Below are 23,557 nucleotides of genomic sequence, written 5' to 3'. Positions count from 1 at the left end.
CGTGCCGACTCGTCGCGGTTACTGCTTGGCCAGGATGTCTTCGACCGCCTGCTGCATCTGCTCAGTGCCGTCCGGGATGGACTGCCCGCCCGTCACGACCTTGGCCACGATGGGAGTGATGGCGCCACCGACCGCCGGGATGTAGGGGTAGGGCTGCAGGGGCGGTGCGTTCTTGATCGAGTCCTCGGCCGCAGCGGCGTACGGGGTGTTGGCGGTGGTCGCCATCCCGATGCGGGCCGGGTAGGCAGCCGGGACGGAGGACTTCGAGGCGTCCTCGCTCACCGAGGCCGCGATCAGCTGGAACAGCAGGTCCGGGGAGACGCTGGTGTTCGTCGGTAGCGACCAGCCGTCGATGGACAGGGCACCGTACTGCTTGGGGCTGTCGGCGAAGACCTTCGGCGGCGCGGCGAAGGCGAAGTTCGCCGAGAACTTGGAGTTCTTCTCCAGGGTCAGGTCGAGCATCCGGCCGGAGAACATGATGCCCATCGCGGCCGACCCGTTGAACAGCTGCTGCTGCACCTTGGGCTGGTCAAAGGTGGTGACCTGGGGGTCCATGTAGGGCAGCAGGGACTTCATCTGCTCCAGCGACTTCACCGCGGCGTCGGAGGTCAGGTTGGCCTTCTTGGTGGCGTCGTCAACATAGTCGGTCCCCTGGGAGCCCATGGCGGCACCGAAACCGGTCACGATGTCGGCGTTGGACAGCCAGGGCAGCGCAAGCGGGTACTTGATCTCGCCGGCGTCCTGGATCTTCTTGGCGACGGTCCGCATCTCCTCGAAGGTCTTCGGCGGGGTGAGGCCCAGCTTGTCGAAGATGTCCTTGCGGTAGGCCAGCACCTGGGTCTGCGCCTGCATGGGGAGGCCGTAGAGCTTCCCGTCATAGCTCATCCCCTTGAGCATCTCCGGGCTGAGGTCGTTGAGCTTGTACTTGTCGGCGTACTTGGCGAAGAGGTCGTCCAGCGGCTGGATCTTGCCTTGCGCGGCGTACGTCGCGACCACGAAGCTGTAGGTCTCGACCACGTCGTAGGACCCCTTGTCGCCGGACAGGGTGGCCACGGTCTTCTGCACTTGACCGCCGAAGTCGATCGGGTCGTGCTTGACCGTCACGTTGTCGTGCGAACAGCTCTTCACCATCGTGTTGGTGAAGGGGTCCACGGCCGAGGAGTTGTAGGCCAGGACGTTGACCGTGGTCGCCTGGGGCGGGTTCTCGAAGTCGCAGGCGACCGCGACGGCGGTCTCCGCGCCGGTGCGCGAGCCGGCACCGCAGGCGGTCAGAACCACCAGCGACGCAGAGAGCAAACCGACAACGATCCGTCGGGACGGGCGGGACATGTGCATGAGGGCCTCTTCTGATCGATGGTGTCGGACGCGGCGCATAGACTTGTTATACGTATTCAGACTGTAACATTTGGCGCTGATCTGCTCGGGGCAGCTGAGTGCTGTCGCGGAGGCCGGACCTGCCCCCGAAGTCGGCGATCGCAACGACGGGCGGCCTGAGCCGGGGTCCAGTCTCGGGTGGCCCGCGGGTCGGTCAGCTGCTTCAGATAGCCGGCGACAAGAGGGCGCCGGTGTAACGGGACCCACGCCCGGCCGGCAGCACGTGCTTCGTGCCGGACCTGCCCTGGTCGGCGTACGCGACGGTGGACCACCGGCCCAGGAGCAGGGAGCCGTAACGGTGCAGGTTGTCGAGGTAGAAATCCGCATCCCCCGTCAGGATCTCCAGCGGAAGCCGTCTCGTCCGAGATGACCGAGGGTCCAACCAGCGCGACCTCGTCCTCGAAGACATGCAGATGGCTCCGCTGCATCCGAGCGAACCGGTGAGGCCGTTCGACTCCAACATCCAGGGCCGGCCGTAGGTCCTCGGGAAGCGTCTCTGCCGAGGTCCCGAAGGTGCCCTCGTCAAGCCCGACGTCGTCACCCCCGGTCCAGCCGTCAAGCGGGTCGGCAGAGAGGCGTAGGGCTGGGCCGCTGTACTGCTTGAGATTGCTGAGGATCTCGGACACAGGCTGAACCACCTCAGGCTTGGACGGCGCGGCCGGGTCGGCCCGGGCAGTCTCGCGCACCACCGTGAAGCAGCCCACCACATGGCCCCTGTCGCGTGCCCCGAGATGCATACGTATAACATATGGCTCCCGTGATTGTTTGGCAAGACTTCTCCTCCCCCGGCAGCCACACGCTTCGTCTTTTCGGTCCCGGGTAGCGACGGCCCTCGCCTACAGGGCCCCGGACCGCACTTGCGCCTCGACCTTCCTCAACGGTCTTGCTTCGCCCGGGAGGAGTCTCCCGGGCCGAACCGCAAACCATGGCGGCGGAGCGTGATCTTCCGAAGCAAGCGCAAGGGCATGGAGCCCGCCCGGAAAGCGGACTCGACGAACGCCCGTCGATGGGTTCGCTGGGAGGGTCGTGTCGAACGGCGGCCGTAGCGAGCAGGCGTCCGGGTGCGGGCAAGGCGCCGGAGGAGTCGGACCGCGGGATTCTCTCCGCGACGACGGCAACGAAGACCGGTGCGTGCCCGGGTGACGCGCAGGAGGTCGGCGTTTGACACCACCCTCCAAAGGCCCAAGGTGACTGGTCACTCGTCGCCGCGTCCCTTCTTCACACTGCTGCGGCTTGGGAGTGTGCTGCACGAGTAGTGCCTCCTGCTGGTCGTAGGGCTGGCCTGGGCGCCAGCCGGCGCAACCTCTTCGAGGCCCTCGACCAGCTGGGACGCGTCGCTACCGGTTGGTCGTGGCCGGGGGCTCAAGCCGTCGACCAACTCGGGACAGCTCAAGCGCGGTCAGGCCAGCCCGGCGACGACGAGGTCGGCCGCCGGGCCGAGGTGCTCCCCGAGGTAGCGCCCCGGCACGCCGTCGCGGTCCTCCGCGGTGGCGAACGCGCCACCGGCGTAGTAGACGTCAATCCCCTGGGCGTCCACCAGACCGATACTGAGGAGAGCTCCGGGCCGGCTCCTGGGCGAGTGCGACACCACGACGACCGCCGCGGGTCGCAGCCGGCGCATCGCGATCTGCACCGCCTCGGTCGGGGTCGAACCGCCGAGGCTACGACAGTCGGCGCCCCGTTCGATCAACAGCGCGGCCAGGCATTCCAAGCCCAGCGTGTGCACGTCGCTCGGACCGCAGGCCAGCAAGACCGTCCCGATCCGGGTGGGTGCGGTCGCGGCCGCGCTCACCTGCCCGAGCCACAGCTGGGTGGTCACCGTGGCGAGGTGCTCCTCGCTCACGTCGCTCTCGCCGCTCGCCCACAACCGGCCGACCAGACGCATGCTGGGCATCAGCACGTCGTCCACGGTCGCGGCCAGACCGAAGGCCGACCAGGACCGGTTCAGCAACGCGAGCAGGCGCCGGGAGTCGTAGGTCTGGGTGGCGTCCAGGATGTCTGGGACGATCGCCATGGGTGTGAGCTGCTGAGTCTTGGACATCGTGTCAGGCTCCGAACGGGGGAGGGAGAAGAGTGCCGTCAGCCGGCGCACTCATGGTAGTGCCCGGAATACCGCCGATGATTTCGAGGTTGTACACTTCGATATCAAATAGTTGACCCGAAAAGCACAGCAAGGAACCATCATGGCCCGCCTCACCCAGACTCTCCGCAACCGCCTCGACCACCGCCGCTCGCGCCACGAGATCGAACGCGCCATCGCCAACGCCGGCAGCGCAACCATGCGCGACGAGCTGTTAGTCGCCGCGCAGCGCTACACCAGTCCGTTCTCGCGCTGACCCGGCACGCTGACCGCCCCGCCGAGGGTTGAGGCCGTCGACAGGATCACTCCTGTCGGCGGCCTCTGTGGTTCTCAGGCTCAGGGCTTGGCCGGTGCCTCTTCGGGTGTGCCGATGGCGTGCGCGACGGCCGGCGTCGGATCCTGGGCCACCGACCGGCCGCGGTACCACTGCCACAGCTTGCGCAGCTCCTGGACCAGGACGCCCATCGAGACCGCGAACGCGATCGCGATCACCATGCCCCAGATGGGGTGGTTGGCGATCCGCCCACCGATCGAGCCGATGGTGGAGTAGATACCGGCCCACAGCGCGCACGCGACGGTGTCGATCAGCATGAAGCGTCGGATCGAGAAGCGGGACAGACCGAGCGCGACGATGACCGGCGTCCGCCCGCCCGGGATCAGTCGGCCGGTGATCACGGCGTTGACCGCGTTGCCGGTGAGCGCCTGCTGAGCGGCGGTGACCCGAGCCCCGAACGTGGCCCGGTTGAGCCAGCGCTGCAGCCGTCGGCGACCCAGCCGGGCTTCAATCAGCATCACCGTGTCGCCCAGCACCGAGCAGATCCAGGTGATCAGGAAGATGAGGAAGACGTTCAGCTTCGAGTGCGCCGCGACGGCCGCCGCGCCGCTGACCATCTCGCCGGTCGGTACAAAGGGGATGGCCGAGCCGATCAGGACGGACGCGGCCAAGAGCAGGTGGCCGTACAGCTGGTTCACGGATCAACGGTACGTCTGAGCCGTGAGCGCGGAACCGAGCCGGCTGGGTCCACCGTCGTGAGACGCACCACACACGCAGAACTGGCGCAGTCGCGGGTGCGACTGCGCCAGTTCTAGCCCCTCGACGAGCTCAGGGCACGACCTGTCCTACTTGACGCCACCTGCGGTGAGGCCGGCGACGATACGGCGCTGAAAGAGCAGCACAGCAATAAGTAGTGGCACGGTCACGATCACACCGGCAGCCATGATGCTGCCGTAGGGGGTGTCGAAGTTTGTCGCCCCAGTGAATTTGCTGATCGCGACGGTGGCGGTCTGCCGGTCCGCGTTGGTCAGGAAGGTCAGGGCGACGAGGAACTCGTTCCATGACCCGATGAACACGATGATCGCCGTGGTGAAGACACCCGGCGCCGCGAGCGGCAGGATCACCTTGCGGAAGGCAACGGCCGGGGTACAACCGTCCACCATGGCCGCCTGCTCCAGCTCGACCGGCATCTGCTTGAAGAAGGCGGTCAAGTTCCACACCGCGAGCGGCAGACCGAAACTGAGCCCCGGGACGATGACCGCCTGGTAGGTGTTGATCCAGTTCGGGAACCACTGGAACGGTGCCGTCGAGGAGAACATCTTCAGCAGCGGCGGAATCAGGATGATCAACGGGAACATCGAGCAGGCCATGATTACCCACAGCACCGCCGCCTTGCCCTTGAACTGCAGCCGTGCCAGCGCGTACGCCGCCACGATGCCGAACAGCAGCGTCAAGACAGTGGTGGTTCCGGACACGATGACCGAGTTGATCAAGGAACGGCCGAAGGCGTTACCGCCCGAGAACACGCCCTTGTAGTTCTCCAACGACACCGGGTTGGGGATGAAGTCGGTGCTCCGGCCCTGGGTGGGCAGCCGCAGCGAGGAGACGATCATCCAGTAGAACGGGATGATGCAGTAGAGGACGATCAGGGCCATGCCGACGTACGAGGCGATCATCCCGAAGAGCGCCTTGCCGTTCCGCTTCGGGTGCGCGAGCTGCGCAACCTCGTCGGAGCTCAGGTGGCTCTCGGTCGGTGTGGTGACTGCAGTGGCCATCAGTGAGCCCCTCCCATCATCTCGAGGCCGGGCGCAGCCTGGGCCTTGACCGTGTCTTCGCCACCAACGCCGCCACCACGACCGCGGCGCTTCTTCTTCTTCGGCAGCCCACTGTCACCGATCACGTCCGCGCCCAGCACCTTCACGAACAGGAAGGCGACGAGCAGCACGTAGATGAACAGCACGATGGCGTAGGCCGCGGCCGGCCCGTAGCGCTGGGCCGTGGCTTCCTGGTAGGCGAAGATCGACACCGTCTCCACCCGGTACTTGCCCTGACCGATCATGCCCCAGGGCAGGTCGAACATGCGCAGCGTGTCGAGCGTGCGAAAGAGGACAGCGACCACGAGCGTCGGCTTGACCATCGGCAGCGTGATCCGGACGAACTGCTGCCAGGCGGTGGCGCCGTCGACCTTGGCGGCCTCATAGACCTCGGCCGGGATGGTCTGCAGACCAGCGAGGGTCAGCAGCCCGATGAAGGGTGCGGTCTTCCAGACGTCGGCGATCACGACGGCCCAGAACGAGGCCGGTGAGTCGGCGAGCCAGAGGATCTGGGTCCCGATGATGCGGTTCATCACCCCGGACTCGTTGAAGATCAGCTTCCACATCAGCGCGGAGACGATGGTGGGGATGGCCCACGGCACGAGGATGCCCGCGCGGACGATGCCGCGACCCTTGAACGCCTTCGCCATGATCAGCGCCATCGCGACACCTAGGACGGTCTCGAGGATCACGCAGACGATGGTGATGGCGGTGGTGTTCAAGAACGCGTTGGAGAACCGGCCGATGGTGCCGAAGTTCCCCACCACGGTGTCGGGATTGGTGAAGATGCTGGTGAAGTTCTGGAGCCCCGTGAACCGCTCACCGGGGGTGATGATCCCCGTGGTCGGGTCGGGTGCGGAGTTGGACTGGAAGAACGACTCGCGGATCGACAGCAGCACCGGGATACCGGCGACCACGATGATGACGAGCAGCGTCGGGGCCAGCAGGATCCAGGCCAGCCGGCCCTGTCCGTCACTGAGCGCGCTCTTCTTGTGCTTGTGACCGTCCTGCTGGACGGCCGGGAGACTCTGCGACTCCGCTGTGGCAGTTGCCATGCGGCCAACCTCCTTGAGAAGAGATGCCCCGAGCCCCGGCGCGACCACTGCCACGCCGGGGTCCGGAGAACTGGAAGCTACTTGATCAGCGACTGGAGCTTGGTCTGCAGGCTCGCCATGGCGGCGTCCGGCTGAGTCTGGCCCTGCAGGGCGCCGTAAGCAGCGTCCTGGATGGCCAGGGTCACGTCTCCGTACTCGACAGCCTTGGGCCGCGGCTTGGCGGTCTCGATGCTCTTGAGCTGGATGGGCATGTACGGGAACTTCTTCACCACGGCCGGGTCGGAATAGACGGTCGTACGCGTGGCCGACGACGAGGTCGCAATGACGTTGTCCTTCATCACCTGCTCGCTCGTGAAGTACTTGATGAAGTCCGCCGCGGTGCCCTTGTTCTCGGCGTTCGTGGCGATGGCCTGGTTGTGACCACCGAGGCTGGAGACGCCGGTACCGGTGATGCCCGGCAGCGGAGCCACGTCGAACTTGCCGGCGACCTTGGACGAGCCGTCTGTCTTCTGCGCGAGGTTGTAGACGTAACCCCAGTTGCGGTGGAAGATCAGCGTGCCGTTCTGGAACGCCTGGCGGCCGTCTTCTTCCTGCCAGGTGATGGCGCCCTTGGGGATGGTGCCGTCCTTGAAGTCGTCGGTCAACGTGGCCAGGCCCTTGATGGCCTCCGGGGTGTTGACGTTGGCCTTGCCCTGGTCGTCCACGATGACGCCGCCGGCGCTGTTGACAGCCTCGGCGAAGTTCACGGTCAGGCCCTCGTACTTGTTGTACTGACCGGCGAAGCACTCGAGCTTGGGGTTGTTCTCGCCCGCCTTGATGGTCTTGCAGTCGGCCTTCATCTCGTCGAAGGTCGTCGGGGGCTGCAGGTTGTACTTGGTGAGCAGGTCCTTGCGGTAGTAGAGCAGACCACCGTCGGAGGACTGCGGCATGCCGTAGAGCTTGCCGAAGTAGGTCGCGCTGTCGACGGTCGCCTTCAGGAAGCCGTCGGTCGGGAACTGCTCAGCCGGCAGCGGCACCACGATGCCCTTGGCCGCGAACTCCGACGTCCAGACGACGTCCATGCTCAAGATGCCCATCTTGGGGTTCTTGATCTGGGTGTTCTGGATCATCTGGGCCCGCTGCTGGTCAGCGTTGTCGGGCAGCTCGTGGATGATCACCTTGCCCGCGGGGTGCTGGGCGTTGAAGTCAGCCACCACGTTCTTCAGGTTTCCCGAGGTGTCCTTACCGGTCCAGAGCTCGGTGTCACCCTGCTTGGTCAAGTCGACGGCCGGGGCCGAGGACGCTGTGGTGCCGGGGCTGCTGCTACCACCACAGGCGGCGGCCGCGAGCAGCGCGGTCAGGGACGCGGCGGCGATGAGCACGCGGCGCGCCGGACGTACGAAAGTCATTCAGGCCTCACTTCGTTGTGTAGAGGCACCCATCCGTTGGTGCCACTGAGCCACAGTAGATGATCCCTGTCACTCGTGAGCACTACGTGCTGAACGAGTTTCGGAATTCGTCAGTGAGCCTTCCACACCCCCCCCCGGGGGGAAGGCGGGTCGACCCTGGTCTGAGCGCTCAGGAACGACTCCGGCGGACCACGGCCCGGAGCACCACCAGCAGGCTCACGACCCCGGCCGCCGCGCCGCCGACCACGGCCAGCCGGTCGGTACGCAGATCACCGCGCGCGTTGTAGACCAGCGCCTTGGCGTTCTCGAGCTCGATGTTCAGCAAGCGCTTGGCGCCGGCGATCTCGCGCTGCTTGATCCGCTGCGGGTGCACCTGGTCGATCAAGGACTCGACGGCGGTGACCAAGCGGTCGCGGGTGGCAGCCAGGTCGGCTTCGATCTGGTCCTTGTCGCGATCCGGTCGACCTGCCACCATCGTCACCCCTTGCCCATCGGGCGTACACGGAGCCGGCAGCTGCCGGCGTCTGGGTGGCCAGCGTATTGCAGTCGGTCGGCGCTCGCTGAGGTGGCCGCGTCCGTGGCGTCCGGCACGTCAGTGGGCCCCAGTAAGGTCATGCCCATGACGACGCGACTCACCGCTGGCGACTCAGCTCCGGCCTTCACCCTGCCCGACGCCGACGGCCACCCGGTGTCCCTGGCCGACTACGCCGGTCAGCGGGTGATCGTCTACTTCTACCCGGCCGCGATGACGCCCGGCTGCACCACCCAGGCCGTCGACTTCACCGCCGCCATGGAGGACCTGAGCGCCGTCGGGGTGCACGTGCTGGGCATCTCGCCGGACGCTCAGCCCAAGCTCGCGACCTTCCGCGAGAAGTCCTCGGTGGCCTTCCCGCTGCTGTCCGACCCCGACCGGTCGGCGCTGGGGGCCTACGGCGCGTACGGGGAGAAGCTGCTCTACGGCAAGCTCGTCGAGGGCGTCATCCGCTCAACCTTCGTGGTCGACGTGAACGCCAAGGGCGCCGGTACGGTCGCGGTCGCCCAGTACAACGTGCGGGCCGCCGGTCACGTCGACAAGCTGCGGCGCGAGCTCGGCCTCTGAGGCCGGCGCTCGTGGCGGTGTCGTCGTGCCGAAGGAGGGACTCGAACCCTCACGCCCGAAGGCACAGGAACCTAAATCCTGCGTGTCTACCGTTCCACCACTCCGGCTGAGCCGCGAGGAGCCTAGCCGTCAGGCGCGTTCCTGGCACGCGAATAGCTCACGTACGCGTGGCCGTCGTGCTTCTCGCGGACGGTCTCGGTCCACTCGCGGGAGCTGGTCGGCGGGAAGGTCACGTCCCCGTCCGGCACGAGATCGACCTCGGTGATCTCGAGCCGGGTGAGCCGGGACCACGCGGCGCGGTAGACCTGTCCCCCACCGGCCACGAAGACCACGTCGTCGAGCGCGAGCGCGCGATCCAGAGCGGCGTCGACGTCGGTGAACACCTCGACCCCAGCCGCCACGAAACCGGGATCCCGGCTGACCACCAGCGTCGTGCGTCCCGGCAGTGGTCGGCCGATCGAGGCGTAGGTCAGCCGACCCATCACCAGCGGATGGCCCATCGTCAGGCGCTTGAACCGGGCCTGCTCACCGGGGATGCGCCAGGGGATGTCGGGCCCGCGGCCGATCACCCCGTTCCGGGCGACGGCGGCGATCGCGATCACCTCGCCCCGGCTACGGGTCGTCACCTCAGACCGCGATCGGGGCCTTGATGCCCGGGTGCGGGTCGTAGCCCTCGATCACGATGTCGTCGGGAGTGACGTCGTCGAGGCTGCGGACGCGCGGGCTGAGCACGAGCCGCGGCAGCGGACGGGGCTCTCGCTCGAGCTGGCGCCGGGCCTGCTCGAGGTGGTTGACGTAGAGGTGCGCGTCGCCGAGGGTGTGCACGAAGTCCCCCACCTCGAGGTCGCAGACCTGCGCCACCAGATGGGTGAGCAGCGCGTACGAGGCGATGTTGAAGGGCACACCGAGGAAGACGTCGGCCGAACGCTGGTAGAGCTGGCACGACAGCCGCCCGCGTGCACCGGTACCGCCTTCGGCGGGGGCGACGTAGAACTGGAACATCGTGTGGCAGGGCGGCAGGGCCATCGCGTCGAGGTCGGCCACGTTCCACGCGCTGACCACGTGCCGGCGGGAGTCGGGGTTGGTCTTGATCGCCTCGACCACCGCGGCCAGCTGGTCGACGTGCCGTCCGTCCGGGGTGGGCCAGGAGCGCCACTGGTAGCCGTAGACCGGACCGAGCTCACCGTCCGCGTCGGCCCACTCGTCCCAGATGGTGACGCCCTGCTCGTGCAGCCACTTCACGTTCGTCGACCCCGTCAGGAACCACAGCAGCTCGGTCACGATCGAGCGGGTGTGCAGCTTTTTCGTGGTCAGCAGCGGGAAGCCGTCTCGCAGGTCGAAGCGCATCTGGTAGCCGAAGGTGCTGAGGGTGCCGGTGCCGGTGCGGTCCCCCTTGGGCGTCCCGGTGTCCAGCACGTGCGCGAGCAGGTCCAGGTAGGTCTTCACGGGTGGTTCTCGGCTTTCTCACGGTCGTCGGAGTGCAGGTCGTCGGGGTTGAGGCGGCGGAGCTCGGCGACCAGGACGGGCACGATGGCGGCGATGGCCTGACCGCGGTGGCTGATCGCGTCCTTGTCGGCCGCGTCGAGCTCGGCGGTGGTCCGCTCGTACCCGTCCGGCACGAAGAGCGGGTCGTAACCGAACCCATTCTGACCCCTCGGTGCGTGCACCAGCCGCCCCGACATGGTGCCGAGACAGACGTGCTCGGCGCCGTCCGGCAGCACCAGGGCCATCGCGGCATGGAAGTGCGCGCGCCGGTCGCCGTCGTCCAGGTCGAACAGCTGTCGTAGCAGCAGCTCGTTGTTGCTCGCGTCGGTCGCGTCGGCGCCGGCCCACCGGGCCGATCGGACGCCCGGCATCCCGTTCAGCCGGTCGACCGACAGCCCCGAGTCGTCCGCGAGGGCCGGCAGCCCGGTCGCGGCGACGCAGGCCCGCGCCTTGAGCAGCGCGTTGCCCTCGAAGGTCGTCTCGGTCTCGGCCGGCTCGGGATACGCCGCCACGTCGGCCAGGGCGAGCACCTCGACGTCGGGAGCCGCCACCGCCACGATCCGGCGTAGCTCGGTGAGCTTCTTGGCGTTGTTGGTGGCGAGCACCACCCGGGCGCCGTCAGGCATCCAGGGCGGCCTGCTGCAGCCGGGTCAGCTCGGCGCAACCGGCGACGCCGAGGTCGAGCAGCTGGTCGAGCACCGCCCGGTCGAACGGCGCGCCCTCGGCGGTGCCCTGAACCTCGACGAAGGTGCCGGCCCCGCTCATCACGATGTTCATGTCGGTGTCGGCGGCAGAGTCCTCGGTGTAGCAGAGGTCCAGCATCGGCACCCCGCCGACGACGCCGACGGACACGGCGGCGACGCTGTCCAGCAGCGGTTCACCGGCAAGCGCGTTCCGGCTGCGCAGCCAGCCGACCGCGTCCGCCAGGGCCACGTACGCCCCGGTGATGGAGGCCGTCCGGGTGCCGCCGTCGGCCTGCAGCACGTCGCAGTCGAGCACGATGGTGTTCTCCCCGAGCGCCTTGTAGTCGATCACCGCACGCAGGCTGCGGCCGATCAGCCGGCTGATCTCGTGCGTCCGGCCCCCGATCCGGCCCTTGACCGACTCGCGGTCGTTGCGGGTGTTGGTGGCGCGCGGCAACATCGCGTACTCACTCGTCACCCAGCCCAGCCCGGATCCCTTGCGCCAACGCGGGACGCCGACGGTCACACTGGCCGCTACCAGGACCCGCGTCTGGCCGTACTCCACGAGCACCGACCCCTCCGCCTGGCTGAGCCAGTTCCGGGTGAAGCGCACCTCGCGCAGCTGGTCGAGTTCGCGTCCGTCGGCTCGGGTCATGAGCTCCACCCTATTTCCCGAGTTGTCAGCGTCGGTGGTCGCCATGGCGACCACCAGTGCTGACAGGTCGGGACTCTAGCGGGGGCCGATGGTCCAGGTCGCGCCCGGGGACGCCAGCTCGACGCGGCCGTCCAGGTGCGGCACGGCCTCGGCGAGCACCTGGTCGCGGTCGTGCCAGGGCGGGATGTGGGTGAGGACGAGGTGGTCGACCCCGGCCGCCGCGGCCGCCTCGGCGGCGTCACGTCCGGACAGGTGCAGACCGGTCGGGTTGCCCGGCCGGTCGAGGAACGCGGCCTCGGCCAGCAGCAGGTCGGTCCCGCGGGCCAGCTCGACGAGCGCGGAACAGGGACCGGTGTCGCCGGAGAAGACCAGGCTGCCGCCGTCGGGGACGTCCTCGGTGACCCGCAGCGCGTAGGCCTCCACCGGATGGTCCACCCGTGCAGCCCGCACCAGGAACGGGCCGATCCGCTGCTGCGGCTGCCAGTCGCGGTAGTCGAAGTGGGTCTCGATGCCGGGCCCCGGTTCGCGGGAGGTCGAGCCGGGCACCTCGTACGCCCGGCCGATCCGCTCCCGGGTGCCAGGCGGTCCGTAGACGCTGATCCCCGGCCAGGGGGCGGTGGTGGAGTAGCGCGCCGCGACGTAGAAGCCGCAGAGGTCGTGGCAGTGGTCGGGGTGCAGGTGGCTGAGCCCGATCGCGTCGACCTCGCGCGGGTCGAGGTAGCGGAACAGGGCGCCGGTGGCGCCGGGTCCGAGGTCGAGGACGAGGGCGAAAGTCCGGCCCTCGTACGGCGCTCGGACCAGATAGCTCGAGGCCGGCGACTCCGGTCCGGAGACCGAGCCGCTGCAGCCCACGACAGTCAGCTCCACGGGTCCACTCTGGCAGGTACCGGCTCAGGCGAACTGTTCGACGCGGGAGACGAGGCCGCCCATCAGCCGCCGGCCGACACCCTCGAACGCCTCGGGGCTACCGGTGGTGAGGAAGCGGTGGCTGGGCGTCCGCGGCCGGTCGTGGGTGAGGCCGCGCCGGGTCAAGGTGGCGTAGACGTCGAGGGCGCACTCGTCCGCGCTGGAGACGAGCGTCACCTCCTCGCCGAGGACGTAGGAGATGACGCCGGTGAGCAGCGGGTAGTGGGTGCAGCCCAGCACGAGGGTGTCGATACCGGCCTGGCGCAGCGGCTGCAGGTACTGCTCGGCGCAGGCCAGCAGCTCGGGCCCGCCGGTGACCCCGGACTCGACGAAGGGCACGAAGCGCGGGCAGGCCACCGTCTGCAGGGACACCTGGGGCGCGGCGGCGAAGGCGTCGTCGTAGGCCTGGGAGGTGGCGGTCGCATCGGTGCAGATCACCCCGACCCGGCCCGTACGGGTGGCCGCCACCGCCCGCCGGGCGGCCGGCAGGATGACCTCGACGACCGGGACGGCGTACCGTTCGCGAGCGTCCCGCAGCACGGCCGCGCTGGCCGAGTTGCACGCGATGACCAGGGCTTTCACCCCTTGGGCGACCAGGTGGTCCAGGCACTCGAGGGCGTACTCGCGGACGCTGGCGATGGGCTGCTCCCCGTACGGCGACCGGGCCGTGTCGCCGAGGTAGACCACGTCCTCGTACGGCAGCTGGTCGATCACCGCCCGCGCGACGGTCAGCCCGCCGAACCCGGAGTCGAAGATCCCGATCGGGGCCTTGCTGTCGGGGATCATGACGAGGAAGTCTACGGACACCGCGCCGCTCCGCGAGCGCGGCTAGCGCGAGCGCAGCCCCAAAAAGAGGGTCAAGCCCAGACCTGGGTGTCCAGGAAGTCCTCGGTGGCGTCCAGGTCGGTGGTGTAGGCGCCGGTGGAGAGGTACTTCCAGCCACCGTCGCAGATGATTAGGACGATGTCGGCCGCGAGCCCGGCCTTCTCGGCGCGGGCGGCCTGGGCGAGGGCGGCGTGCACGATGGCGCCCGAGGAGAGCCCGGCGAAGATGCCTTCGCGCTCCAGCAGCTCGCGCACCCGGCGGACGGCGTCACGCGAGCCCACCGAGAACCGCGAGCTGACGTACTGAGGGTCGTAGAGCTCGGGGACGAACCCCTCGTCGAGGTTGCGGAGGCCGTAGACCAGCTCGCCGTAGCGGGGCTCGGCGGCGATGATCTTGACGTCGGGCTTCTTGTCGGAGAAGAAGCGGCCGATCCCCATCAGGGTGCCGGTGGTGCCCAGGCCAGCCACGACGTGGGTCACCTCGGGGAGGTCCTCGAGGATCTCCGGACCGGTGGTGAGGTAGTGCGCCTCGGCGTTGGCCGGGTTGCCGTACTGATAGAGCATCACCCAGTCGGGGTGCTCGACGGCGAGCTCCTTGGCTACCCGGACCGCCTCGTTCGAGCCGCCGCCTGCGGCGGAGGAGACGATCTCGGCGCCCCACATCGCCAGGATCTGGCGCCGTTCGACCGAGGTGTTCTCGGGCATCACGCAGATCAGCCGGTACCCGGCGAGCTTGGCCGCCATGGCGAGCGAGATGCCGGTGTTACCGCTGGTCGCCTCGAGGATCGTCGAGCCGGGACGCAGCTGGCCGGCCGCTTCCGCGACCCTGATCATGTTGAGGGCCGCACGATCCTTGATCGAGCCGGTGGGGTTCCGGTCCTCGAGCTTGGCCCAGAGCCGCACCGTGGAGCTCGGCGACAGCGAGGGCAGACCGATCAGCGGGGTGTGGCCGACCGAGTCGGCCAAGGAGCTGTAGCGAACCACGCTCAGCCGCCGGCGACGGCGGGCAACACCACGATGACGTCGCCGTCAGCGGTCGGCGCCTCGAGGCCGCCCACGAAGCGGACGTCCTCGTCGTTGACGTAGACGTTCACGAACCGGCGCAGCGAGTCGGACTCGACCAGGCGGGACTTCAGCCCGGGGTGGCGGGAGTCGACGTCGTCGATCACCTGGGCCAACGTGGCCCCAGCCCCGTCGATCTTCTTCTCCCCGCCCGTGAACGTGCGCAGGATCGTCGGGATCCGTACCTCTACCGCCATGTCGAACCTCTCATCGCCAGTCGTCCACATGTTGCTGTCGCTCCACGTCCCGAAACGCCTGCCCGTCAGGGGCTATTCCGTGATCGCGAGCTCTTCCTCGGTCACGACGCCGTCGACGATCCGGTACGAGCGGACCGAGACCGCGTCGGGATCGGCGGTCGAGACGAGGACGTAGTGGGCCTGCGGTTCGGCCGCGTAGGAGAGGTCGGTACGGGACGGGTACGCCTCGGTGGCGGTGTGGGAGTGGTAGACCACCACGATCTCCTCGTCCGCGTCCTCCATGTCCTGGTAGAGCCGCAGCTGCTCGGTGGGGTCGAAGCGAAAAAACGTGGGCGACCGGTCCGCGTTGGTCATCGCCAGGAAGCGGGTGGGAGTGTCCGACCCCTCCGGCCCGACGATCACCCCGCACGCCTCGTCCGGGTGGTCGGCGCGGGCGTGGGCAACCATGGCGTCCACGTGGGCGCGGGCGATGCTGAGCACGGCGGCGAGCCTAACGTGTCCGGCCCGCTCCGGAGCCTGGTCGTCGAGCCCTGGAACGGTCAACGGCCGACCTGCGCAGCGATCGTGCGACATGGTGCCGGGAGTAAGCGGCACCATGTCGCACGGTCTTCGGGCAGGGTGGCTCAGAGCGAGGAGATCAGGGTCTCCTGGGCGAAGCCGAGCCAGTCGTAGACGCTGACCAGGAAGCTGCGTGGGTCCTCGTCGGGAAGCTCGTTCAGCTCGTCGGCGCTGTCGGCGTCGGTGATGCCGAGCCGGATGGCCACGGCGAGCCGGACGCTGGTCAGCGTCCGCAGCCAGGCGTCGGCCTCGGCCGGGTCGATCCGCAGGTCGGCGGTGCCGTCGCCGGTCTCGCCGAGGGCGTGCAGCACCACCAGGGCGTCCTCGACCTTCTTGGCCCGCAGGTCGCGCTCGGTGAACCGGCGAAAGTCCGAGGACGCCGCCGCGTCGTGCGGGTAGGCGTTCGGGAATAACCGACGCACCACCGGGTCCTCGGAGACCTCCGGCTCGTCCGGGTCGGCCTGCAGGTCGCGGACCAGCCGCTCAAAAGGGTCCGCGCCCTCCGCCGGCGGCGCGTACTGCTCGGGGTCGCCGTCGGAGACCAGCTCGACGAGCTGGTTGACCAACGAGGTCAACAGCTCGACCTCGTACCCGCTGAGAGAGGTGGTGATCACCCCGCGCCGACGGGTGAACTTCTTCACGACGATCGCTCCCCTGCTCGCCCAGCCGGATCACTCATCGGCTTTGTCGATGGTGGCCCACAGACCGTACTCGTGCATGGCGCCGACGTCGCGCTCCATCTCCTCCCGCGAACCGCTGGAGACCACAGCCTTGCCGTCGGTGTGCACCTGCATCATCAGCTTGGTGGCCTTCGGCTTGCCGTAGTTGAAGTAGGTCACGAAGACGTGGGTCACGTACGACATCAGGTTGACCGGGTCGTCCCAGACGATGGTCACCCACGGGGTCTGCGGCGTGGTCTGTTCCAGCGGGCGCTCGGCGATCGCCGTCCCGCCGGCAGGGACGACACTGCCCTCCTCGGATTCGGCCATGGCGCCCATTCTGGCAAACCCGCGCCGTCGCGGCACATCAGCGGGCTGGTTAGGCTGACCGCCGTGACCGTCACCCAGCAGAGCGGTACCGACGTGCTGCCGACGGGGGCGAACCCCTGGGGGCCCCGCGAGGTCCCCACCACCGCGCTGCTCACCGACCACTACGAGCTCACGATGCTGCAGGCCGCGCTACAGGCAGGGACCGCCGAGCGGCCCTGCGTCTTCGAGCTCTTCGCCCGGCGGCTGCCCCCCGGCCGGCGCTACGGCGTGGTCGCCGGGGTGGGCCGGGCGCTCCGGGCACTGACCCACTTCCGCTTCGACGAGGAGTCACTGCGGTTCCTGCGCGAGGCCCGGGTGGTCGACGGTGCGACCGCCGACTGGCTGGCCGACTTCCGCTTCAACGGCGACATCTGGGGCTATCCCGAGGGCGAGATCTACTTCCCCGGCTCGCCGATCGTGATCGTCGAGTCGAGCTTCGCCGCCGGGGTGGTGCTGGAGACGGTGCTGCTCAGCATCTACAACCACGACGCCGCGATCGCCTCAGCCGCGTCCCGGATGACCCTGATGGCCGGCGACCGACCGTGCATCGAGATGGGGTCGCGCCGCACCCAGGAGCTCGCCGCGGTCGCCGCCGCTCGAGCGGCCTACATCGCCGGCTTCGAGGCGACCTCCAACCTTGAGGCGGGCCGGCGCTACGGCGTCCCGACCCGAGGCACCTCTGCGCACTCGTTCACCCTGTTGCACCGAGAAGAGCGGGAGGCCTTTGCCGCCCAGATCGCCGCGCTCGGTGAGGACACGACCCTGCTGGTGGACACCTACGACGTCGACACGGCCGTCCGGACCGGCGTGGAGCTGACCGGCGGCCGGCTGGGCGCGGTCCGGCTGGACTCCGGCGACCTGGCGCAGATGGCCACCCGGGTCCGCGGACTGCTGGACTCCCTCGGCGCCACGTCCACCCGGATCATCGTGACCAGCGACCTGGACGAGTACACCATCGCGGCCCTCTCGGCCGCGCCGGTCGACGGCTACGGCGTCGGCACCTCGCTGGTCACGGGCAGCGGGCACCCGACCTGCGGCTTCGTCTACAAGCTGGTCGCCCGCGCCGGCTCCGAGGACCCAGGCGCGCCGATGGTGCCGGTGGCCAAGAAGAGCACCGACAAGATCTCCGTCGGCGGTCGCAAGTACGCCGTCCGGCAGCTGTCGGCCGACGGGGTCGCCGAGGCCGAGCTGATCGGCGTCGGCGCGGTCTCGCGGCACGACTCCGACGACCGCGAGCTGCTAGTGCCGCTGGTCCGCGCCGGTGAAGTGGTCGGCGACGAACCGCTGGCCGCCGCCCGGGAACGGCACCGGCGGAGCCGGGCCGAGCTGCCGCTGGAGGCGTCCAAGATGTCGCGGGGCGAACCGGTGATCGAGACCGTCTACGCCGGTGCCGGGGTGAGCGTCGGCAACCCGTACGCCGTCCGGACGGCCGAGGCGTGACCGGCGACCCCACCACCAGGGCGCTGATCGTGGTGGACGTCCAGCGTGACTTCTGCGAAGGCGGGTCGCTCGCCGTCGCCGGCGGGGCGGCCGTAGCGGCGGGGATCAGCGACCTGCTCACCACCGAGCACCCGTACGCCGTCGTGGTGGCCACCCGCGACCACCACGTCGACCCCGGTGCCCACTTCTCCGCCGAGCCCGACTTCGTCGACAGCTGGCCGCGGCACTGCGAGGTGGGCACCCCGGGCGTGGAGCTGCACGACGCGCTGACCTTCCGGGACTTCGCCGCGGTCTTCGACAAGGGCGAGTACGCGGCGGCCTACTCCGGCTTTGAGGGTCTCAGCCCCGACGGCGCCGGGCTGGCCGCCTTCCTGCGGGAGCGCGGGGTGGACGCCGTCGACGTCTGCGGCATCGCCACCGACCACTGCGTCCGGGCGACCGCCCTGGACGCGGCCGCCGCCGGCTTTGCCACCACCGTGCTGCTCGACCTGACCGCCGCCGTCGCCCCGGACCGGGTCGCGACCACCCTGACCGAGCTGAGCGCCGCCGGCGTCGCCGTCCGCTGACGCAGGCAGCAACGCGCCGCGAGCACGAAGATGACCGGGAGGGGCGGAAAGAGCCCTCTCACGCTGCTGGGGAAAGATTGCGGAGACTTGAGCCGCATAGTCGCGGCTCAGCTCTACGCAATGATCCGTGCTCGGCTCGACCAGCCGCGCCGCAGGAGGCGTGGCCTTCGTCACCAGGCTCAGGACGCGTCTTGGAGGGCCTTCGAGCAGGTTCGGGGCGCGTTGCTGGAGTCGCTGCCCCTACCTAGGCTGGCCGTCATGAGCGCCTGGACCACCGACCAGATCCCCTCCCAGACCGGGCGGACCTTCGTGGTCACCGGCGCGAACAGCGGGCTCGGCCGGGTGAGCGCCGCCGCTCTGGCGAAAGCGGGCGGACGGGTGGTGCTGGCGGTCCGCGACCGGGCTCGGGGGGACGAGGCGGCCGCCACCATGACCGGCGACGTCGAGGTCCGCGAGCTGGACCTAGCCGACCTCGCCTCGGTGCGGGCGTTCGCCGAGGGCTGGTCCGGTCCGCTGGACGTGCTGATCAACAACGCCGGCATCATGGCGGTCCCCAAGGGCACGACGGTCGACGGCTTCGAGCGCCAGTTCGGCACCAACCACCTCGGCCACTTCGCCCTCACCGTGGCGCTGCTGCCCTCGATCACCGACCGGGTGGTCACGGTCTCCTCCGACCTGCACCGCCGCGGCAAGATCGTGCTCGACGACCTGAACTTCGAACGACGTCGCTACACCGCGTACGCGGCGTACGGGCAGTCCAAGCTCGCCAACCTCCTCTTCACCCTCGAGCTGGAACGGCGGGCGCAGGAACAGGGCTCGCCCGTCCGGGCCCTGGCCGCGCACCCCGGCTACGCCGCCACCAATCTGCAGACCCGCTCGGCCAATCCGATCGGCCGGGCGGCGATGGGTCTGGCCAACCGGCTGTTCGCCCAGAGCGACGCCGCTGGCGCGCTACCGACCCTCTACGCTGCGGTCACGGACCTGCCGGGCGGCAGCTACGTCGGGCCTGACGGCTTTGCGGGGATGCGCGGCTTCCCGGCCCTGGTCGGCCGCAGCGCTGCCGCCACCGACGCCGACCTGGCCCGGCAGCTCTGGACCGCCTCGGAGCAGCTGACCGGGGTCTGCTACCCGTGAGGGGCCCGGCCGGCTTGCTGGACGGGCTGTTCGACGACCAGCCGGCGGTCGGCGGCGGTCTTGAGAGCGTCGTCGCCGGTCACCGGGACACCGGGTACGGCTCGCTGGTCCGGTCCCTGCTGCTGCCCGAGCGCGCGCTTTCCGCGACCGCCCGACTGGCGGCGCCCACCGAGGCCGAGCTCGACGTCACCGTGCTCGTCGAGGGTGGAGCCGGCAGCCTGGTGGCGCTGGGCCGCCGCCGACTGCCGGGACTGCGCCTGGTCGGGGCCGTGATCCCGCTACGCGACCTCGACGACCTGGCTGGCAACGCCGCCCGGGTCGCCATCGCCGCCGAGGAGCTGGACGAGGTGATCGTCCAGGTCGGGCTGCCGCTGGCGCCCGGCTGGGTCCGTGCCGTCGAGGTGGTCGAGGCTGCGGGGCTCTTCGCTGCGCTCACCGCCGCCGGTCCGCCCGCCGACGACGCGCGCACGGCCGCCGCACTGGCCGAGCAGCTGTCGGTCCTGATCGAGGCCGACCTGCCGTTCAGCGTGCGCTGGCCCGGGGCCGGTACGGCGCCCGGACTTGATGCTGCCGCCCTGCTGGTGGCGGTGCAGGCGCTGGTCGACGGGGCGGGGACCGCCGACGCGGCCCACCTGCTGGCGCGGCGCGACCCCGATCACCTGCGGGCCGCCGTCACCGCGTGGGACGAGGTCACGTCCGCCCGGGTGCGGCGACGGTTGCTCGCGCTCGCCGCGACGGACCTGACCGCGACCGTGTCCGGCCTGGTGCAGCTGGGTGTGGTCCGCTACTGAGGCGGCGCCTCAGCGGCGGCTACGTCGCCGTCGGGCGACCCAGACCAGAGCGGCTCCGGCCAGCAGCAGGATCGCGCCGCCCACGGGAACGGCGGCAGGTAGACCGCCGGTGCCGCTGAGCGTGGGCTGACCGGCCACGGAGGCGGACGCGTTCGGTGCCGTGGTGGGCGCCGTGCTGGCCGCCACCGCCGCGGAGGCGGTGAGGCCGGCGGAGACCGCAGTCTCCTCCGGGTGGTCCTCGTCGACGGTGATGGGCGCCGTCAGCCCGTCCAGGTACACGTCGGAATCGGCCAGAGGGTCACCCCCCGCACCGGTGGCGGTGAAGTGCAAGCCCGCCGGACGCTTGAACTTCAGCTGGTACTGACCGGCCGGTAGCAAGCTGAACTCGTACCACCCGTCTCGGTCGGTCGTGGTCGTGGCCACCACCGCGCCGGCCACGTTCAGCACCTGGACCCTGACCCCACCGATGCCGGACTCGCCGGGTGAGAACAGGCCGTCACCGTTGACGTCTCGCCAGACCCGGTTCTTGATGGTGTAGCTGCCGACGACGCCGGCGTTCAGCGTGGCGTCCACGAAGTCCGCGTCGACCGGGCCGAAGTCGCGCGCCGGCACCAGCTCGGTCGAGGACTGCCCGAGGCTGAAGACCGCCGTCATCCCAGACCGCGGGTCCGGGTCGGAGTCGACCGCCGGATTGCTGCCGACGTGCGCGGACGTGAGCTGCCGGTGGGCCCCGAGGTCGCTGAAGCGCAGCCGGTACCTCCCGTTCGGGAGGTCGTCGAACAGGAACTGTCCCGCGGGGTCGGTCGTGGTCGTGGCGAGCTCGGTGTTGGTGCCGGCCGCGAGCAGCGCCACCCGAGCCTGGCTGGCGGGTTCCCCGGCCTGCTGGATGCCGTCCCCGCTGGTGTCCTGCCAGACCTGGGCGCCGACGGCGTACCGCAGCGGGGAAAGGCCGGCGTCGATGGTGGAGTTGAGGTAGTCGGCGTTAGTGCCCGAGACCAGGTGCACGTTGGGCGCGCCGACGTCGAGGGTGAACGGCGGCGTGACCCCGGTGTTGTCGGGGTCGGAGTCGCGGCCGGCGCTGCCCACGCCGGTCGGGGCAAACCGGAAGCCCTCCTTGATGCCGCTGAACCGGACCGAGTAGACCCCTGGAGGGAGGCCGTCGAAGCGGTAGCGCCCGTAGCGGGTGACCGTGGAGGCCGCCACGTGCCCGTCGGCGTCGAGCAGCTGAACGCTCGTCGGCTCCGCGGGCAGATCGCTGTCGTCCTGGGTCCCCTGCCGGTCGAGGTCCTGCCACACGAAGCCGCTGACGGCGAACGACGGCTCTGAGGGGTCGACCGCCGGTGGGGGTGCCGCCGCCGCGGTCTCCAACGCGGTCGGACCGGTGTCCGGCTCGGGGTCGGTCGTGGGGTCGGAGGCCTCAGACTCTGTCGGCGTGGGCGTCGCGGGGGTCGTGGCGACTCCGAAGCGGATGGTCTGGTCTCCCGCCGTCACGTCGACGGTGGTGTTCAGCGGGGAGTACCCCTCGCCCGCCGGCACCGGCACCAGGCCGAGCGAGTCCGGGATGTTGGCCACGACGAAGTAGCGCCCACCGGTCAGCTCGTCGGACGCCTTGAGCTCGAACTTGCCGTCCTCGTCCGTGACGCCATCCCGAGAGTGGCCGCTGACGTCGGTGACCGTGATCGTGATCCCGCTCTGCGGGGCGTCGACGCCGTCGGTGAAGGCACCATCACCGTTCGCGTCCAGGTCGGCCAGCACGGTGATCGTACCGTCGGTGGTGTCGGCGTACGCCGGCGCCATCGTCCAAGGAGCGGTCGCCAACGTCAGGACTCCGGCCGCGCAGGCCGGAATCAGCAGACGTGGAGTTCGAAGCACGGGCACCTTTGGGTTGCAGGGTCACAAACCGGGGACACTCCACTCGGTGCGGACAGGAGCGCCCCGAACGCCCCGATCTGGGTTCAATATAGTCAGACGACCGCACCGGCTGCACATCGTCGGAGAAGCGCGAGGCAAACGTTATCCACGCTTGTCGTCATCGACGGCGGATCACCTGCGTCTGCGCGGCCAGGTCGTGCAGCGCCTGGCGGCGGGGCTGCCAGAGCGGGAACAGCACGTCGAGCAGCTGGACAAGGACGAGCGCGCCGTAGAGCCCGGGCGCTGCCCAGACGCCCGCCCGGACCACGACCGCCCGCCAGGGCAGCGAGGTCCGGTTCTGGCCCTGGTCCTGCAGGACGACCCGCAGACCGCAGAGCAGCTTGCCGGGGGTCGCGCCGCGCCAGCGCAGGAACAGCAGCTGATAGGCGAAGGTCAACGCCACCGTGATCAGAGCCAGCCGGAACTGGTCGCCGGCCGAGATCAGCGACAAGTAGTCCGGCGGTGGGGCCACCTGTCCCTGCTCGGCCGCGCGCACCGCCTCGGTGAAGAGGGCCGAGAAGCGTCGAAGGATGGGCAGCAGCAGGGGCAGGCTGGCCAGGGTGGAGACGAGCGAGACGATCACACTGTCGACGAAGGCCGCCAGCACGCGCCACCACCAGCCCGCTAACGGAACCCCGTCGGCCGTCGCCCAGGCCTGACCGGCCCGCGCCCCCGGCGGCGGCCCCGGACGGCTGTAGCCGCCGTAGCCCTGCCCTTGCTGGCCGTAGCCCGGCTGACCTTGGCCCTGGGGTGCGTACCCCTGCTGCCCCTGGGGCAGGTAACCCTGCTGGCCGTACCCCTGCTGGCCGTACCCCTGCGGCGGCTGGCTGGTCGGTCCCGGAGCAGCGCCGTTCGGCGGAGCGGGCGGGTACGCGGCCGCCGGGGCGGCCCCCTCGCGGGCCCGGGTGTTGCGTGACCACTGCCAGCCGTCCCAGTAGCGGTCCTGGGCGGTGTCGGTCGGGTCCTCGTACCAACCCGACGGCGCCGCGTGGCGGCCGGGCGGGACGGGCGGACTACCTACGGGGATATCAGACACCGCAGCATTCTAGGTCTTGGCCCCCGTGCCGGCGTCGCTCCGCGCCGCCGACCCGGCCGGTTCGACCACTGACGAAACACCTTCGGCTCCAACACCACAGGTCTGGGCATGAGGCTCGGCTTGCGCTATACCTTGTAGCCTCTGTGGCCGCTACGCCGCACGAGCCACCCACTGATCAGCGTGAGATCGGGAGCACC

At 69.6% G+C, this 23,557-nt stretch carries 26 protein-coding genes and 1 tRNA gene; 6 read left to right on the top strand and 21 right to left on the bottom strand.

Going from position 1 to position 23,557, the window contains the following annotated elements; genetic code table 11:
* Positions 1-18: 18 nt before the first annotated feature.
* Both ACFE76_RS12995 and ACFE76_RS12990 read right to left on the bottom strand, forming a co-directional pair.
* Positions 19-1,278 (bottom strand): ABC transporter substrate-binding protein, encoded by a 1,260-nt coding sequence (locus ACFE76_RS12995; RefSeq protein WP_375432184.1) that lies wholly within the window; start codon positions 1,276-1,278, stop codon positions 19-21.
* A gap of 1,495 nt (positions 1,279-2,773) precedes the next feature.
* On the bottom strand, positions 2,774-3,415 hold the full coding sequence (locus ACFE76_RS12990; protein WP_375432183.1) for a B12-binding domain-containing protein: 642 nt from the start codon (positions 3,413-3,415) through the stop codon (positions 2,774-2,776).
* A 142-nt stretch (positions 3,416-3,557) separates the two neighbouring features.
* Between ACFE76_RS12990 and ACFE76_RS12985 the strand changes: the two genes are divergently transcribed.
* Positions 3,558-3,710: a hypothetical protein gene (locus ACFE76_RS12985; protein WP_375432182.1), complete on the top strand. Its 153-nt coding sequence runs from the start codon at positions 3,558-3,560 to the stop codon at positions 3,708-3,710.
* An 80-nt stretch (positions 3,711-3,790) separates the two neighbouring features.
* Here the strand turns inward: ACFE76_RS12985 and ACFE76_RS12980 are convergent, their stop codons facing one another.
* From ACFE76_RS12980 to ACFE76_RS12960, 5 genes are all read right to left on the bottom strand, one after another.
* Positions 3,791-4,426 (bottom strand): DedA family protein, encoded by a 636-nt coding sequence (locus ACFE76_RS12980; RefSeq protein ID WP_375432181.1) that lies wholly within the window; start codon positions 4,424-4,426, stop codon positions 3,791-3,793.
* A gap of 147 nt (positions 4,427-4,573) precedes the next feature.
* Positions 4,574-5,503, bottom strand: a complete 930-nt coding sequence (locus ACFE76_RS12975; protein ID WP_375432180.1) for a carbohydrate ABC transporter permease — start codon at positions 5,501-5,503, stop codon at positions 4,574-4,576.
* A complete protein-coding gene (locus tag ACFE76_RS12970; RefSeq protein ID WP_375432179.1) occupies positions 5,503-6,597 on the bottom strand; it encodes a carbohydrate ABC transporter permease in 1,095 nt (364 codons plus the stop codon). The genes ACFE76_RS12975 and ACFE76_RS12970 overlap by 1 nt, the downstream gene beginning before the upstream one ends.
* Before the next feature lie 77 nt (positions 6,598-6,674).
* Positions 6,675-7,985, bottom strand: a complete 1,311-nt coding sequence (locus ACFE76_RS12965; protein ID WP_375432178.1) for an ABC transporter substrate-binding protein — start codon at positions 7,983-7,985, stop codon at positions 6,675-6,677.
* A gap of 169 nt (positions 7,986-8,154) precedes the next feature.
* A complete protein-coding gene (locus ACFE76_RS12960; protein ID WP_375432177.1) occupies positions 8,155-8,460 on the bottom strand; it encodes a DUF3618 domain-containing protein in 306 nt (101 codons plus the stop codon).
* A 144-nt stretch (positions 8,461-8,604) separates the two neighbouring features.
* Between ACFE76_RS12960 and bcp the strand changes: the two genes are divergently transcribed.
* Positions 8,605-9,084, top strand: a complete 480-nt coding sequence (bcp, locus tag ACFE76_RS12955) for a thioredoxin-dependent thiol peroxidase (RefSeq protein WP_375432176.1) — start codon at positions 8,605-8,607, stop codon at positions 9,082-9,084.
* Positions 9,085-9,110: 26 nt separating this feature from the next.
* Here bcp and ACFE76_RS12950 read toward each other — a convergent pair.
* The 12 genes from ACFE76_RS12950 to clpS form a co-directional block, all read right to left on the bottom strand.
* Positions 9,111-9,191, bottom strand: a tRNA-Leu gene (locus ACFE76_RS12950).
* Positions 9,192-9,206: 15 nt separating this feature from the next.
* Positions 9,207-9,710 (bottom strand): dihydrofolate reductase, encoded by a 504-nt coding sequence (locus tag ACFE76_RS12945; protein WP_375432175.1) that lies wholly within the window; start codon positions 9,708-9,710, stop codon positions 9,207-9,209.
* Position 9,711: 1 nt separating this feature from the next.
* Complete coding sequence (locus tag ACFE76_RS12940; RefSeq protein WP_375432174.1) at positions 9,712-10,530, bottom strand: thymidylate synthase; 819 nt, start codon at positions 10,528-10,530, stop codon at positions 9,712-9,714.
* A complete protein-coding gene (gene rdgB, locus ACFE76_RS12935) occupies positions 10,527-11,195 on the bottom strand; it encodes an RdgB/HAM1 family non-canonical purine NTP pyrophosphatase (RefSeq protein WP_375432173.1) in 669 nt (222 codons plus the stop codon). The genes ACFE76_RS12940 and rdgB overlap by 4 nt, the downstream gene beginning before the upstream one ends.
* Positions 11,188-11,907, bottom strand: coding sequence for a ribonuclease PH (rph, locus tag ACFE76_RS12930; RefSeq protein ID WP_375432172.1), 720 nt, complete (start codon positions 11,905-11,907; stop codon positions 11,188-11,190). Before rph ends, rdgB begins: the two co-directional genes overlap by 8 nt.
* Positions 11,908-11,982: 75 nt before the next feature.
* Positions 11,983-12,774 carry an MBL fold metallo-hydrolase gene (locus ACFE76_RS12925; RefSeq protein WP_375432171.1) on the bottom strand — a complete coding sequence of 264 codons (792 nt, stop codon included), beginning with the start codon at positions 12,772-12,774 and terminating at the stop codon, positions 11,983-11,985.
* A 24-nt stretch (positions 12,775-12,798) separates the two neighbouring features.
* Positions 12,799-13,599, bottom strand: a complete 801-nt coding sequence (gene murI, locus ACFE76_RS12920) for a glutamate racemase (RefSeq protein ID WP_375432170.1) — start codon at positions 13,597-13,599, stop codon at positions 12,799-12,801.
* Between the two features lie 71 nt (positions 13,600-13,670).
* Positions 13,671-14,621: a PLP-dependent cysteine synthase family protein gene (locus ACFE76_RS12915; RefSeq protein WP_375432169.1), complete on the bottom strand. Its 951-nt coding sequence runs from the start codon at positions 14,619-14,621 to the stop codon at positions 13,671-13,673.
* A 2-nt stretch (positions 14,622-14,623) separates the two neighbouring features.
* The gene (locus ACFE76_RS12910; RefSeq protein WP_375432168.1) at positions 14,624-14,896 is read right to left on the bottom strand and encodes a MoaD/ThiS family protein; all 273 of its coding nucleotides are present in this window, start codon (positions 14,894-14,896) and stop codon (positions 14,624-14,626) included.
* Positions 14,897-14,968: 72 nt separating this feature from the next.
* Complete coding sequence (locus ACFE76_RS12905) at positions 14,969-15,439, bottom strand: Mov34/MPN/PAD-1 family protein (protein WP_375432167.1); 471 nt, start codon at positions 15,437-15,439, stop codon at positions 14,969-14,971.
* 80 nt (positions 15,440-15,519) lie between these two features.
* Entirely contained in the window at positions 15,520-16,095 is a 576-nt protein-coding gene (locus tag ACFE76_RS12900) for a DUF2017 domain-containing protein (protein WP_375432166.1), read from the bottom strand.
* Positions 16,096-16,125: 30 nt separating this feature from the next.
* Positions 16,126-16,452, bottom strand: coding sequence for an ATP-dependent Clp protease adapter ClpS (clpS, locus tag ACFE76_RS12895; protein WP_375432165.1), 327 nt, complete (start codon positions 16,450-16,452; stop codon positions 16,126-16,128).
* Positions 16,453-16,539: 87 nt separating this feature from the next.
* On the opposite strand from clpS, the gene ACFE76_RS12890 reads away from it, so the two are divergent.
* From ACFE76_RS12890 to ACFE76_RS12875, 4 genes are all read left to right on the top strand, one after another.
* Positions 16,540-17,922, top strand: a complete 1,383-nt coding sequence (locus tag ACFE76_RS12890; RefSeq protein WP_375432250.1) for a nicotinate phosphoribosyltransferase — start codon at positions 16,540-16,542, stop codon at positions 17,920-17,922.
* Positions 17,919-18,488 (top strand): isochorismatase family protein, encoded by a 570-nt coding sequence (locus ACFE76_RS12885; RefSeq protein ID WP_375432164.1) that lies wholly within the window; start codon positions 17,919-17,921, stop codon positions 18,486-18,488. The genes ACFE76_RS12890 and ACFE76_RS12885 overlap by 4 nt, the downstream gene beginning before the upstream one ends.
* Before the next feature lie 258 nt (positions 18,489-18,746).
* A complete protein-coding gene (locus ACFE76_RS12880; protein ID WP_375432163.1) occupies positions 18,747-19,622 on the top strand; it encodes an oxidoreductase in 876 nt (291 codons plus the stop codon).
* Positions 19,619-20,413 (top strand): hypothetical protein, encoded by a 795-nt coding sequence (locus tag ACFE76_RS12875; protein WP_375432162.1) that lies wholly within the window; start codon positions 19,619-19,621, stop codon positions 20,411-20,413. The genes ACFE76_RS12880 and ACFE76_RS12875 overlap by 4 nt, the downstream gene beginning before the upstream one ends.
* Positions 20,414-20,422: 9 nt before the next feature.
* On the opposite strand, the gene ACFE76_RS12870 is transcribed toward ACFE76_RS12875, so the two are convergent.
* Together ACFE76_RS12870 and ACFE76_RS12865 are read right to left on the bottom strand one after the other, a co-directional pair.
* Positions 20,423-22,231 (bottom strand): SdrD B-like domain-containing protein, encoded by a 1,809-nt coding sequence (locus ACFE76_RS12870; RefSeq protein WP_375432161.1) that lies wholly within the window; start codon positions 22,229-22,231, stop codon positions 20,423-20,425.
* 211 nt (positions 22,232-22,442) lie between these two features.
* A complete protein-coding gene (locus ACFE76_RS12865; protein ID WP_375432160.1) occupies positions 22,443-23,360 on the bottom strand; it encodes an RDD family protein in 918 nt (305 codons plus the stop codon).
* Between the last annotated feature and the right edge of the window lie 197 nt (positions 23,361-23,557).

Origin of the sequence: uncultured Friedmanniella sp. (genome assembly GCF_964244005.1) — a bacterium.
Classification (GTDB): Bacteria; Actinomycetota; Actinomycetes; order Propionibacteriales; family Propionibacteriaceae; genus Microlunatus.
The sequence above is the reverse complement of the archived record's forward strand: the minus strand, read 5'-3'. Positions and strand labels throughout refer to the sequence as shown.